Origin of the sequence: Capnocytophaga sputigena (assembly GCF_900446695.1) — a bacterium.
GTDB classification, from domain to species: domain Bacteria; phylum Bacteroidota; class Bacteroidia; order Flavobacteriales; family Flavobacteriaceae; genus Capnocytophaga; species Capnocytophaga sputigena.
Window position 1 is genome coordinate 296,494 of record NZ_UAVP01000007.1, and the last position, 12,503, is coordinate 308,996.

A 12,503-nucleotide genomic window follows, 5' to 3' on the forward strand; every position below is an offset into this window, starting at 1 on the left:
AACAACTTTTCTATTTCTAAAAAAGAGTGTATTGCAAAGTTTTCTTAATTTTATTATTAAGAGCTTGAGAACGCTTTCTAACTACCTACTGCTGACTTTTGACGGCATCTAAGAAACTTCTTGTTAATCAGCTCAAAATTAACTTGCGACAATAGGATTTCTATTTCCGAAAGCAATGCTATAGGTGAAAGCTGCCAAGTGAAAATTGAATTGTTAAAAAGCTTGTGTACTAACAGTGCTTTCTCTTCTAAATTAGAAGGTATTGGCTCAACTTCTCGTAACTTCTTTACAATAAGGCTCAACTGTGGATAAGTAGCATTAGGTAAAGTGTCTAACAATGGGCATACCACTTTCTCAGGAGTGACGGCTATTGGGTTGAGTATATCATAGTCATCTTCTACAATAAAAGGCGCTAAACTATCTCCTATAGAGTGAGTGTGTAAGGGTTCACCATCAATAAGTATCTGTTTGCTTTCTTTAAGTATTTCAAAATGAGTTATACTACCTAACTTCTTAGGTGTTTCTCCTGCAAAATAGGTAATATTATCCATAACTCTGCCAAGCATTTCATTAAATAGTTTCGTTTGTAATAATCGAGAAAAATACCCTCTAATTACATTTAGTGGAAGAACTATTGCACCATCTGTACTACACAGCAGGCTTCTCATTACCAAGGGGGTATGCAAAGACTTTTTAAGGTCTTTTAAAGTCTTTCGTTCTAAAAGAATATTACTCCTATTTTCTAATATCTGTGCTATTTGTTTTTGTAAGGTTTCAGCTCTCTCTGAAAGCAATTCTTCTGGTGGTACTTTTATTTTTCCTTCTCTAAATTGTATGATCTTGTCAAAAACCTCTTCTTCAAAGAAGGGTAACAGAAGAGAAGTGCGCTCATAGCCTATTGCTCCATCTTCGTGAACCCATAGCAAATTGTTAAAGAGCAAACGATAATCAAGTAGCTGTTTTACAGTAATGCTTTTCCTCTCAAATACTTCCGAAATACCCACAATATAAATACCCTGTGCTTGGCTATCTTTCAAAGCATTTAAAAGTAGAAAATGTTTCTCAAAAAGCGTATCAGCCTCATTGATAAAGACTACTATATATGGTGAAGAAAGAGCATTTTCTGTGCGTTTTTGGTTTTCATCTACTAAGGATTGCAAAATTTCTTCAGTATCAGTAGCGGTGCTAAACGCATAAGGTGTTATAACTTGCAACATCGCAGGCGGGCAATCGTCAGCTCCTCCTATCCACACTATTTTGAGCGTTTCTGGACTGTGTTTGTAAAGCAAGGATAGCAATACAAGCTGTTGTAATTTGCGTTGATAGGTAGGGTCATCCGCTTGAATAGCCAAATGTGCTTCAGTCGTTAAATCAATCAAATGAAGGTCTTCTTCATTCATTCCTAAAGCAATAGGTAAAAGCATTGTAGAATGTTTGAATTGCTTGGAGTCCAAAATTTCACTCAGATATACAAAATGAGTAGTTTTATTAGGGATAGCTATCTGTACGAAACGTGAAGTTACCTCTTCGCCTACAAAATTGTAATGAGGTAATACATAACCTTTCGGGAAGGCTTTTTGTACTTTTTCAAAATCATCTTCACTGAAATAAGGCTTCATCTTTATTGAAAAGACAGTTTTTCTTCTGTCTATTTTTGGGTGTAAAGAGCCTTTAAAAGGTATCTCAATAGCTTTGAGAGTTTCTTTAATATAACACTCTTGTTGTGCTACTTCGCGCTCTAAAAGTGCACGCATCGTTACTTTAGACTTACTGAGCAGCGCTATAGGCAACTGCAATGATAGTGTATTTTTTTCCATTTGTTAGAAGTTTTTTTTGATGCGGCAAAGGTAAAGGGGGAAGTGTATCATTTCGTGATACAGTATAAAAAAACTTTGCTAAGAGTCCTAAAACTCTTAGCAAAGTCTAACTTCTATTTTCTAATTCCTAACTCCTAACTCCTACTTCTTGTACAATTCTAAAAACTCTCGGACGGTTTCAAAGTCGTCAAAATGGTGTTTTACGCCTTTAATTTCTTGGTAAGTTTCGTGTCCCTTACCGGCGATGAGGATGATATCACCTTTTTTGGCATTCTTACAAACGGATTGTATTGCTTGACGACGGTCGGTGATGGTTTGTACTTTGTGGAAGTGTTGTGGCTGTACCCCTTGTTCCATTTCGGCAAGAATCGTCTCAGGTTCTTCGTTGCGAGGGTTGTCGGAAGTGAGGATGACATTATCGCTGAGGGTTGTAGCGATATCAGCCATTATAGGGCGTTTGCCTTTGTCGCGATTGCCGCCACAGCCCACTACAGTAGTGAGTGTCTCGTTGTGAGTGCGTATATCGTTGATGGTTTTTAGAACGTTTTCAAGGGCATCGGGGGTATGAGCGTAATCTACGATGGTAATTACTCCCGTAACCGATACGGCGTACTGGAAACGCCCAGCTACGGGCTCTATAGCACTGATGAGTGTAAGCGCCTCAAGTTCGTCAATACCTAAAAGTGTAGCTGCTGCATATACCGCCAAAAGGTTATAGGCATTGAACTCCCCTATGAGTTTTGTCCATACCTCGTGCTGATTGATGCGCAACAACAAGCCGTCAAATCTGCTTTCGATGATATAAGCTTTATAATCTGAATAGGTTTTGAGAGCGTAAGTTTTCTTTTGGGCTTTGGTGTTTTGTAGCATAAAAGCCCCGTTCTTATCATCGTTGTTTACTAAGGCAAAAGCGGTAGCAGGCAATGCATCGAAAAAGCGTTTTTTTACATCGCGATAGGCAGCGAAGGTTTTGTGATAGTCGAGGTGATCGCGGGTGAGGTTAGTGAAAATACCACCTGCAAACTGTAGTCCTTCGGTGCGATGCTGGTCGATACCGTGTGAACTGACCTCCATAAAGCAGTATTTCACCCCTTGTTCTACCATTAAGTGTAGATAATGATTTAGTTGAAGAGGGTCGGGGGTGGTGTGAGTTGCTTCAAAACGTTGGTTGTCTATGTATACTGCTACGGTAGAGAGCAAGCCTGCTTTTTGTCCTGCTTTTCTAAACAATTGGTAGAGAAGCGTTGCAATAGTAGTCTTTCCGTTAGTGCCTGTAACACCTACTAAGGTAAGTTTTTCGGAAGGATTGCCATAGAAGTTAGCCGCGATAAGAGCTAAGGCACTATGGGTATTAGGTACAATGATATAGCTCACGTCGGGGAAAAGCAATTGGGGTAATTGCTCACAGACGATAGCGGTTGCCCCACTGCGAGTGGCTTGGTCTATATATTCGTGTCCGTTAGATTGAGTGCCAGAGATAGCAACAAACATACTTCCTTTTTCTACCTTGCGAGAATCAAAGCAAACGGAAGTAATAGGTTTGTCTTCTTCATAAAGAGAAGCTTTTATAGAGATGTTTTTAAGTAATGTTTTTAAATTCATAATGTTAATTAGTTAATTCTCCACATTGTAAAACTACTATGGTATTGTTCGCTACTTTGGTGCCTTTAGCAACTGACTGGCTACTTACCTTGCCTTCGCCCGAAAATTTTACTCGTAAGCCCATATTTTCGAGTAGGGCAATAGCGTCCATTACATTCATACCCGTAAGATCGGGCATTACAGTTTTGTATTTTGCAGCCTTAGCGTAGTAATCTTCATAGTTTTTAGTAGTCTTTTCCGATACATTTTCTACATCTTCTACGGTGTCCATCAACAGTGAGTTAGTATAGATTTTATGGGCTATACTTTTGAAAACAGGTCCCGATACATCGGCACCGTAAATCCCTACACTGCGGTCGGGTTCGTGAATGACTACTATACAAGAGTATTTGGGGTTATCTACTGGGAAAAAACCTGCAAATGAGGATATATAACTCAGTTTGCTTGCATCGGCATTGGCGTAGTTCTTACGAGCAGTTCCTGTTTTGCCTGCCATCGAAAAATCGGGAGAATAGAGGCGATGTCCCGATCCGTATGAGCGCCTCACCACATCGGCAAGCATTCCTTTAGCTTTATCAGCTGTTTGTTTAGAACACACTTTTCCGTTGATAATCTCAACATTAAACTTTTCTATCGTCTTATTCCATTCTTTTACTTCCTTGATCATTCGGGGTTTTACCATTACTCCGCCATTGGCAATAGCATTGTAGAAAGCTAAGCTCTGTAAGGGGGTGATTTTCACAGCATAACCTATTGACATAGATTCGAGGGTTACCCCACTCCACAGTTTGTCGCGAGGTGTAGGAATAAAAGGCTCTCCTTCTCCTAATATGGGCAAACCTAACTGCTGGTTGAGGTTCATACTTAGCAATTGAGTGGTAAAATCCGAAGGGTTTTTCGCAAATAGTGAGTGTACTAACTCGGTCATCCCCACGTTTGAGGATACCGAAAAGGCTTTGTTTAAGCTAATACGCCCTGTGAAGTGATGTTGTGAATCCTGAAAAGTCTTATCGTAGTACTGTTGTTTCCCGTCTTTTATATCCACTACATAAGTGGTGTCGATATTGCGGGTTTCCATAGCAGCGACAACTGTCATCAATTTGAATACAGATCCAGGTTCGTGAGCTTCGCCTATAGCAAAGTTATAACGCTCAGTGTAAGTGTCACTTTTCTTGTTCAATTCGAGGTTAGAAATAGCTTTTATCTCACCTGTACTCACTTCCATTACAATCACGCAACCGTGTTGCGCTTTGTATTTTTTAAGCTGGGTGAGCAGAGCGTGGTGTGCAATATCTTGTATGTTGATGTTGATAGTAGAGACTACATCATAACCATCTTTAGGTTCTATAATATCAAACCCACTGGCGAGTTTCCACTGTCCTTTGGCAATTTTCTGTTCTAAACGTCGTCCTTTGGTGCCCAAAAGGTAATTGGCATAAGCACCTTCAAGCCCTACGCGGGTAGTGTAACCAGTTTCATCGGTACGGGCATAACCAATACTGCGGTGGGCAATTCCACCTAACGGATATTCGCGTTTGATGTTTTTCTCTATAATAATTCCCCCTTTGTAAGGACCTTTGTCAAATAGTGGAAATTTTTTGATACGCGCGTATTCACTATAACCTAAATTGCTAGCTATCAGCAGGTATCTATTCTTTAAATTGCGCTCTTTTTTTAGTAGATTCAAATAGTAGTTACTTGGACGACCAAACATTTTTGAAAGTGAATCGCTCAACGGCTTTACATATTTGTTGAAATTGGCTTTAGAAGGGGCTATCCCATCCCAACGAATATCGTAACGAGTTACCGAGGTAGCCAATAAACTCCCATCATCGGAGTATAAATTGCCCTGACTGGGAATAATATCAGCCTCGCGCAAGGTAGTTTCGTCTACTTTGGCGCGATATTCCTCTCCCTCTATTTGTATTTTGATAAGTTTTATGGCAATCACTACAATCATTAGCAGGATTACCAATGCTACGAAATAAGTGCGAGCTGTTATTTTTTTGTCGCTTTTTTCCAATGCTTTATCTCCTTTTTGTTATGTTATTCTTCTACGATTACTTTAATTTTTTGTGGTGGTTTCTCTGGCTGTTTCAGTCCTTTAGAATCTAATTGCTCTAATAGTGATGATTCTAATCGCACTTTCTGCAAACGCGAACGCACATCCACAAACTGACTTTTGAGTTCATTCACCTCTTCATTCAGTTTGGCTATTTGGTGTACTTTAGCATCTACCCGCTGTGAGCTGGTAATCACTATGATAATCAGCACAAACAGAAAGCCTACAAACATCCAGCTTTTAAAAGCGTCTTTGCCTACAAAAAACTTTCCGCGTAGTATATTTTTAATTTCGTCGGTAGCTCTTCCCATTTTTTATCTAAAAGTTAAGAATTAAGCGTTTATGCGTTCAGCAATGCGAAGTTTAGCACTGCGCGCTCGGTTATTCATTGCAATTTCACTATCGGTAGGAGTGATAAGTCCGCCTACTTTTTTAAACGGAACTGACACATTGCCAAACCAATCTTTTTCGGGAGTACCTTCTAATTGTCCGTCGCGTATAAAGCGTTTCACGGCACGGTCTTCAAGCGAGTGATAACTGATGAGACTGATGCGTCCCCCAAGTTTTACCACATCGGGCAGTTGTAATAAAAACGATTCTAAAGCCTCCATTTCGCCATTTACCTCTATGCGTATCGCCTGATAGATTTGCGCTAACACTTTGTTTTCTTTGAACTTGGGTAGAAAACTCTTTACAGCTTCTTGTAACTCACTGCCTAATTGAATAGGCTTTTGTGCTCTATAATTGATAATCGCTCGAGCGATAGCTTTGGCATTTTTTAGTTCGCCATAGTTGAAAAACAATCGGCTTAAATCTTCTTCATCATATTCATTTACAATTTCTTTAGCCGAAACCGTTGCATTTTGGTTCATACGCATATCCAAAGTACCTTCAAAACGAGTAGAAAAACCGCGTTCGGCTACATCAAATTGATGAGAAGAAACCCCAAAATCACCTAAAACCCCGTCTACTTGCGTAACACCATAGAAACGCAAGTATTGTCGCAAATATTTGAAATTCTGCTGAATGAGTGTAAAACGGTCGTCGGCTATTGCATTGGCAGCTGCATCAGTATCTTGGTCGAAAGCAAAAAGTCGCCCCTCATTGCCTAAATGTTTGAGGATTTCACGCGAATGACCGCCGCCGCCAAAGGTGACATCTACATAAGTGCCATTGGGCTTAATTGCCAAACCCTCAACACTTTGTTGCAACAAAACGGGAATGTGATAAGAGGAATTATCGTTCATATTACAGAATGTTCTAAATCAAAGGGCAAAGGTACAAATAATTAGCAAATTAGCAATAGTTTGTTTTTTTCAGTTTCTTTTTGTAAATTTGCTGCCATAAACTAAAAATTGACAAGAAATGTCGGTAATTTTAGCTGACTGCTAAACACTAATCCTATGTTAAAAGATATTTTAAATTTCCGCAGGGCGGTACGTTATTTCGCTCCTACGCCCATTAGTGAGGAAAAGGTGCGTGAATGCCTTAGGCTCGCTACACTAGCACCTAGTGGTTTCAACATGCAACTGTATGAGTTTTATCATATTACTGATAAAACTTTGTTAGAAAAATTAGCACAAGTCTGTTTGGGGCAGCTTTCAGCAACCACGGCACAACAGATGGTCGTTTTCGTGACTCGACAAGACAAACACCGTCAGCACGCTGAGATGATTTTGGAATTTGAGCGCGGTAATATACAGCGCAACAGTCCGCCTGAACGTCAAGCCAAACGCATTAAAGATAGAGAGAGGTATTACGGCAAACTAATCCCCTTTGTATACAGTCGTTTTTTCGGCTTACTAGGTGCTTTTCGCAAACTGTTTGGGGTGGTCATCAGTTGGTTTCGCCCTATGGTGCGAGAACTCTCTGAAAGTGATATGCGCGTGGATGTACATAAAAGCTGCGGGCTTGTAGCGCAAACTTTTATGTTAGCAATGGCAGAGGAAGGGTATGATACTTGTCCCTTAGGTGGGTATGATAGCCGTCGTATTAAGAAACTTTTGCACTTGCCTTATGGGGCTGAGGTGACTATGGTTGTAGCTTGTGGCCTTCGCGAAGAACGCGGTATATGGGGTGAAAGGTTTAGATTGCCTTTCGAAGAAGTGTATAGGCATAAATAACAGAAAATATGAATTTACTCACTAAAAATATAAAGCGTAATGGCTATATTGTGGTAATTTGCTATATAATATTAGTTTGTCTTTACAATGTATTCAATCATATAACAAAATTAGGAATGCCTGAGTTACATTCCTTTTCATTAGAAGGATTACAAGCCCTTGTAGGAACTTTTGCTGTACCTATGATGCTGCTCTTTGAATCGTATAGACATGGTGATTGGGTGCTGAATACCCTCAACAAACTCTTAGTTATTGCTCCATTCCTACTTTATATACTCCTCCCTATTGTTCTAAAAAAGAAAACTTCTTTCAATTCCAAAAACTATTTTCTCACCATAGATGTTATCACATTTTTGATATACGGACTTATAATGCTACCTACTTTAGCTGTGGGTTTATCGGCTGTTATAGCAATTCCTGCCTATATTTTTATGCTGCATTATTGAAATCAACAGTATAAGAAAGGACTATTTAATTGAAAAAAACGTCATTCATTATTCGTCATTCGTAATTATTTATTATCTTTGCCCTGTTTAATTAACAACCTTAATAAAAATGTATCCAATAAAATTTAAACCCATCCTCAAAGAACGTCTTTGGGGAGGCACTAAGCTAAAAACATTATTCAACAAACCTATTGAAAGTGATATTACAGGCGAAAGCTGGGAAGTATCAGGAGTACCAGGCGATATCTCCATAGTAGCCAACGGCGCTCTTGAAGGTAAAAGTCTCCAAGAACTTATTGATTTGTACCCTAATGAACTATTAGGCAAACACGTACACCAGCGTTTTGGTCGCGATTTCCCTATCCTTATTAAATTTATAGATGCACGTGAAGACCTCTCTATACAAGTACATCCTAACGATAAATTGGCAAAAGAACGCCACAATTCTTTTGGTAAAACCGAAATGTGGTATGTGCTTCACGCTGATGCAGGTGCTGAATTGATTGTAGGATTCAACAAAACGGTTACCAAAGAAGAGTATCAACAGCATTTAGACAATGGTACGCTTACTGATATTCTCAACTATGAAAAAGTGAAAGACGGCGATACTTTCTTCATCAATACAGGCAAAGTGCACGCCATAGGTAAGGGAATTATCATTGCCGAAATACAACAAACTAGCGACATCACCTACCGCGTGTACGACTTCAACCGTCGCGATAAAAATGGCAACTTGCGTGAACTCCACACTGAACTCGCTCTCGATGCCATCGACTATGAGAAGAAAGACGACTTTAAAGTGCAGTACACTCAAAATGCTAATGAGGTGAACAAAGTGGTGAATTGCCCTTATTTTATTACTAATTTATTGCCTCTTACAGCAGGTTTTGAGAAGTCGCTTGCTCAAGATGATTCTTTCCATATCTATATGTGCGTAAAAGGTGAAGGTACCATCGGTGATGGCACTACCGAATTGCCTATCAAACAAGGTGAAACAGTGCTTTTCCCTGCTTCTTGCCACAAGTTAGAGGTGAAAACTAAAGGGATGGATTTATTAGAAGTGTTTATTTAGACAACTAAAAACTAAAAATATGTATACATCAAGAATTAAGGGATTAGGATTTTATGTCCCTGACAATGTAGTTACTAACGACGACTTGTCGAAACTAATGGATACTAGCGATGAATGGATTCAAGAACGCACCGGTATTCAGCAACGTCGTCACGCATTAAGAGGTTCTGATACTACTACCTCAATGGGAGTGAAAGCGAGTTTAAAAGCTATTGAAGCCGCTAAAATCAATAAAGAAGAAATAGACTTTATTGTGTTTGCAACCCTCAGTCCCGACTTTTATTTCCCTGGTTGCGGGGTGTTAGTACAAAAAGAATTAGGTTTGCCTACTGTAGGGGCTCTCGATATTCGCAACCAATGTTCGGGCTTTATCTATGCCCTTTCAGTAGCCGATCAGTATATTAAAACGGGTATGTACAAAAATATCCTTGTGATAGGTGCTGAAACCCAATCACCTGCCTTAGATATGAGCACACGCGGTCGCAATATGGCAGTGCTTTTTGGTGATGGCGCAGGTGCTGCTATCGTTTCTCGCTCCGATGACCCCGAACGCGGCATTCTCTCTACTCACTTGCACAGCCAAGGCGAGCACGCCGAGCAATTAGCAATGATAACTCCAGGGGTAGGTACCAAATGGGTAACCGAATTATTAGCTGAAAACGACCCCGATGATGTGAGTTATTATCCTAATATGAACGGTCAGTTTGTATTTAAAAATGCTGTAGTGCGCTTTGCCGAAGTGATTGAAGAAGGACTAAAAACTAACGGACTTTCTCGCGAAGATATCAATATGCTGATTCCTCACCAAGCTAATTTGCGTATCTCACAATTTGTACAACACCAATTCAAACTCACTGATGAGCAGGTGTTTAACAATATAATGAAATACGGTAACACTACCGCCGCTTCTGTGCCTATTGCTCTTACTGAAGCAGTTCAACAAGGCAAAATCAAGGACGGCGACCTCGTAGTACTTGCTGCCTTTGGTAGTGGTTTCACTTGGGCAAGTGCCATCATTCGTTGGTAGCCACAGCGTGGCAGACAATAAAAAAAAGCTGTTGAACATTACAATTTGTTCAACAGCTTTTTTCTATCTCCTAACTTCTAATTTCTAATACAATAGGACAGTGGTCGCTGTGTTTTGCCTCAGGGAGTATAAGCGCACGCTCCATTCGGTTTTCTAAAGGGGTAGATACTAAATGATAGTCAATCCGCCAACCTTTGTTGTTGTTGCGAGCATTAGCGCGATAGCTCCACCACGAGTACTGATGTGGCTCTTTGTGAAAGTAACGAAAACTGTCAATAAAACCACTCTTCATAAACTTGTCTAACCACTCGCGCTCTACGGGCAAGAAGCCTGATACTGTAGCATTGCGCACGGGGTCGTGTATATCGATTGCCTCGTGACAGATGTTGTAATCACCACAGATAACGAGGTTAGGCACTGTTTGTTTGAGCTTATCAATGTACTTTTGGAAGTCAGCCATAAAAGTGAGTTTGAAATCCAAACGATCAATGTTGGTGCCTGAGGGCAAATAGAGACTCATTACTGAGAGTGTCTCAAAATCAGCACGAAGCACCCGTCCTTCCTTGTCCATATAATCAATTCCTGTGCCCACTTCCACGTGTTTGGGTGCTATTTTGGAAAGAATAGCCACACCACTATAACCTTTCTTTTCGGCACTGTGATAATATTGGTAAGTATACCCTAATTCGGTAAATATTTCTGTAGGTATTTGGTCTTCAAGGGCTTTTATCTCTTGCAGACATAATACATCGGGATTAGCACTTTTCAGCCAATCGGCAAAGCCTTTGGTGAGGGCAGCCCGTATGCCATTTACATTGTAACTGATAATCTTCATTAGTAGCCGGTTCCTTTCTCTCCTTTTAAGATAGCAATTCCGTTAGAAGTACCTATGCGTTCTACGCCAAGGTTTACGTATTGCATAGCTGTTTCATAGTCGCGTATACCTCCAGAGGCTTTCACTTTAGCCTTGTGTTGCACACATTCTTTCATCAGTTTTACATCGTCGAGTGTTGCACCCCCCGTACCGAAGCCTGTAGAAGTTTTCACAAAATCGGCTTTAGCATCAAGGGCTAAACGGCAAGCCAAGCGTTTCTCTTCATCAGTAAGGTAACAAGTTTCGAGGATAACTTTCAGCACGCGGTTTTCACCCACACAGCGTTTAAGAGCGATAATTTCATCCAATACTTGATTGGTTTTCCCTGATTTAAGCCAACCTACATTCAGCACCATATCAATCTCATCAGCACCATCGGCAAGGGCTTCACCTGTTTCAAAATATTTAGCTTTAGCCGACATTGCTCCTAAGGGGAAGCCTACTACGCTACACACCTTGATATCAGTGCCAGCTAAGAATTTTTTAGCAGTTGCTACATAGCCGCTATTCACACATACCGAATAAAAATCGTAGTCCACAGCCTCTTTACAAAGAGTTTCAATCTCGCTAATGGTAGCTGTAGCTTTTAGAAGCGTGTGGTCAATTAGTTTGTTTAATTCCATAGTTTTTTTAGTTAAGAGGTAAGAGATAAGAAAGTGTGATGTTTGATACCTGATGTCTAACACCTGAAACCTAATCCCTAATACCTATTTTAATATATTCTCGTTGATTGTAATTTTCTTTAAATGTTATAGATATATACAGATAGTTGTTTTTGCTAAAGAATATTGGTTCTTTTTCATTGTAATCAATTGTCCAATATTGAGGGGTAACAGTAATAAGTTCTTTTAAAGTGAATGATTTTGCTTGTTTTACTTTATAAAACATTAAAAATGTTCCCAAAGCATTGCTATGTGTTCCTATTACATAGTTTTTATCAGGTGATAAGAGCGGTTCGCCCTCCATTTTAGTCTGATTACCTGTTTGTTTATCAATAAAAAGAATTTCTTGAGCTCTATAAACCGTGTATCTCACTACATATTGATTTAAATCAGGTATTTCACCTAAATAATCATATATTTCAGCATCTCCATCATTTTCAGATTGCTCAGTGTCTTCCATTCTAACGATTTTATTTTTACAAGGAAGTTCAATCACACCATCTTGTTTTTCAATTCTTAAATTGTTGTTAGTGAAGAAATAATAGCGATGTTTCAATGCTTGTAGATATTCCTGCTTTGAAATCTTTGCTATAGTAAAATATTTCCCAAAATCCTTAGTGTCAGAAGTATCTCCCATTGTTTCTAAAAGCTCTTTTTCTGTAAGTTTAACCTCTTTAGCAGAAGTTTCTGTTTGTATTTGAGGTTCTTCAGTAAGAGCTACATCTTGCTCTGCCTGCTGTTGCCCTTGAAAAAGGTTACAGCCAGCAAACAATAGTGTTAAAATAAGAGAGATAAAGTATTTCATAGATTAGTTATAA

General features: G+C 39.5%; 12 protein-coding genes. 4 read left to right on the forward strand and 8 right to left on the reverse strand.

Annotated elements, in window-relative coordinates; all coding sequences use genetic code 11:
- Positions 1-77 precede the first annotated feature (77 nt).
- The 5 genes from DR017_RS05255 to rsmH all read right to left on the reverse strand — a co-directional run bounded on the left by DR017_RS05255 (position 78) and on the right by rsmH (position 6,728).
- Complete coding sequence (locus DR017_RS05255) at positions 78-1,817, reverse strand: hypothetical protein (protein WP_002677598.1); 1,740 nt, start codon at positions 1,815-1,817, stop codon at positions 78-80.
- 141 nt (positions 1,818-1,958) lie between these two features.
- A complete protein-coding gene (locus DR017_RS05260) occupies positions 1,959-3,419 on the reverse strand; it encodes a UDP-N-acetylmuramoyl-L-alanyl-D-glutamate--2,6-diaminopimelate ligase (protein WP_002677395.1) in 1,461 nt (486 codons plus the stop codon).
- Between the two features lie 4 nt (positions 3,420-3,423).
- Positions 3,424-5,442 (reverse strand): PASTA domain-containing penicillin-binding protein, encoded by a 2,019-nt coding sequence (locus DR017_RS05265; RefSeq protein WP_002677246.1) that lies wholly within the window; start codon positions 5,440-5,442, stop codon positions 3,424-3,426.
- A 23-nt stretch (positions 5,443-5,465) separates the two neighbouring features.
- Positions 5,466-5,792: an FtsL-like putative cell division protein gene (locus DR017_RS05270; RefSeq protein WP_002677480.1), complete on the reverse strand. Its 327-nt coding sequence runs from the start codon at positions 5,790-5,792 to the stop codon at positions 5,466-5,468.
- A 21-nt stretch (positions 5,793-5,813) separates the two neighbouring features.
- Positions 5,814-6,728: a 16S rRNA (cytosine(1402)-N(4))-methyltransferase RsmH gene (rsmH, locus tag DR017_RS05275; RefSeq protein WP_002677157.1), complete on the reverse strand. Its 915-nt coding sequence runs from the start codon at positions 6,726-6,728 to the stop codon at positions 5,814-5,816.
- Positions 6,729-6,884: 156 nt separating this feature from the next.
- Between rsmH and DR017_RS05280 the strand changes: the two genes are divergently transcribed.
- The 4 genes from DR017_RS05280 to DR017_RS05295 all read left to right on the forward strand — a co-directional run bounded on the left by DR017_RS05280 (position 6,885) and on the right by DR017_RS05295 (position 10,149).
- Positions 6,885-7,604 carry a nitroreductase family protein gene (locus DR017_RS05280; protein ID WP_002677268.1) on the forward strand — a complete coding sequence of 240 codons (720 nt, stop codon included), beginning with the start codon at positions 6,885-6,887 and terminating at the stop codon, positions 7,602-7,604.
- Between the two features lie 8 nt (positions 7,605-7,612).
- Positions 7,613-8,050: a hypothetical protein gene (locus tag DR017_RS05285; RefSeq protein WP_002677614.1), complete on the forward strand. Its 438-nt coding sequence runs from the start codon at positions 7,613-7,615 to the stop codon at positions 8,048-8,050.
- A 109-nt stretch (positions 8,051-8,159) separates the two neighbouring features.
- The gene (locus tag DR017_RS05290; protein ID WP_002677546.1) at positions 8,160-9,122 is read left to right on the forward strand and encodes a type I phosphomannose isomerase catalytic subunit; all 963 of its coding nucleotides are present in this window, start codon (positions 8,160-8,162) and stop codon (positions 9,120-9,122) included.
- Positions 9,123-9,141: 19 nt separating this feature from the next.
- The gene (locus tag DR017_RS05295; RefSeq protein ID WP_002677341.1) at positions 9,142-10,149 is read left to right on the forward strand and encodes a 3-oxoacyl-ACP synthase III family protein; all 1,008 of its coding nucleotides are present in this window, start codon (positions 9,142-9,144) and stop codon (positions 10,147-10,149) included.
- A 70-nt stretch (positions 10,150-10,219) separates the two neighbouring features.
- On the opposite strand, the gene DR017_RS05300 is transcribed toward DR017_RS05295, so the two are convergent.
- From DR017_RS05300 to DR017_RS05310, 3 genes are all read right to left on the reverse strand, one after another.
- Positions 10,220-10,984 carry an exodeoxyribonuclease III gene (locus DR017_RS05300; protein ID WP_002677162.1) on the reverse strand — a complete coding sequence of 255 codons (765 nt, stop codon included), beginning with the start codon at positions 10,982-10,984 and terminating at the stop codon, positions 10,220-10,222.
- Positions 10,984-11,646 carry a deoxyribose-phosphate aldolase gene (deoC, locus tag DR017_RS05305; protein WP_002677531.1) on the reverse strand — a complete coding sequence of 221 codons (663 nt, stop codon included), beginning with the start codon at positions 11,644-11,646 and terminating at the stop codon, positions 10,984-10,986. The genes DR017_RS05300 and deoC overlap by 1 nt, the downstream gene beginning before the upstream one ends.
- 70 nt (positions 11,647-11,716) lie before the next feature.
- Positions 11,717-12,490 carry a YdgH/BhsA/McbA family protein gene (locus tag DR017_RS05310; RefSeq protein ID WP_002677426.1) on the reverse strand — a complete coding sequence of 258 codons (774 nt, stop codon included), beginning with the start codon at positions 12,488-12,490 and terminating at the stop codon, positions 11,717-11,719.
- Positions 12,491-12,503 lie beyond the last annotated feature (13 nt).

What these genes read in the sequence shown, in the direction of transcription:
- DR017_RS05255 (WP_002677598.1), bottom strand. Translation starts at nt 1,817, where the DNA reads ATGGAAAAAAATACACTATCATTGCAGTTGCCTATAGCGCTGCTCAGT.
- DR017_RS05260 (WP_002677395.1), bottom strand. Translation starts at nt 3,419, where the DNA reads ATGAATTTAAAAACATTACTTAAAAACATCTCTATAAAAGCTTCTCTT.
- DR017_RS05270 (WP_002677480.1), bottom strand. Translation starts at nt 5,792, where the DNA reads ATGGGAAGAGCTACCGACGAAATTAAAAATATACTACGCGGAAAGTTT.
- rsmH (WP_002677157.1), bottom strand. Translation starts at nt 6,728, where the DNA reads ATGAACGATAATTCCTCTTATCACATTCCCGTTTTGTTGCAACAAAGT.
- DR017_RS05280 (WP_002677268.1), top strand. Translation starts at nt 6,885, where the DNA reads ATGTTAAAAGATATTTTAAATTTCCGCAGGGCGGTACGTTATTTCGCT.
- DR017_RS05285 (WP_002677614.1), top strand. Translation starts at nt 7,613, where the DNA reads ATGAATTTACTCACTAAAAATATAAAGCGTAATGGCTATATTGTGGTA.
- DR017_RS05290 (WP_002677546.1), top strand. Translation starts at nt 8,160, where the DNA reads ATGTATCCAATAAAATTTAAACCCATCCTCAAAGAACGTCTTTGGGGA.
- DR017_RS05295 (WP_002677341.1), top strand. Translation starts at nt 9,142, where the DNA reads ATGTATACATCAAGAATTAAGGGATTAGGATTTTATGTCCCTGACAAT.
- DR017_RS05300 (WP_002677162.1), bottom strand. Translation starts at nt 10,984, where the DNA reads ATGAAGATTATCAGTTACAATGTAAATGGCATACGGGCTGCCCTCACC.
- deoC (WP_002677531.1), bottom strand. Translation starts at nt 11,646, where the DNA reads ATGGAATTAAACAAACTAATTGACCACACGCTTCTAAAAGCTACAGCT.
- DR017_RS05310 (WP_002677426.1), bottom strand. Translation starts at nt 12,490, where the DNA reads ATGAAATACTTTATCTCTCTTATTTTAACACTATTGTTTGCTGGCTGT.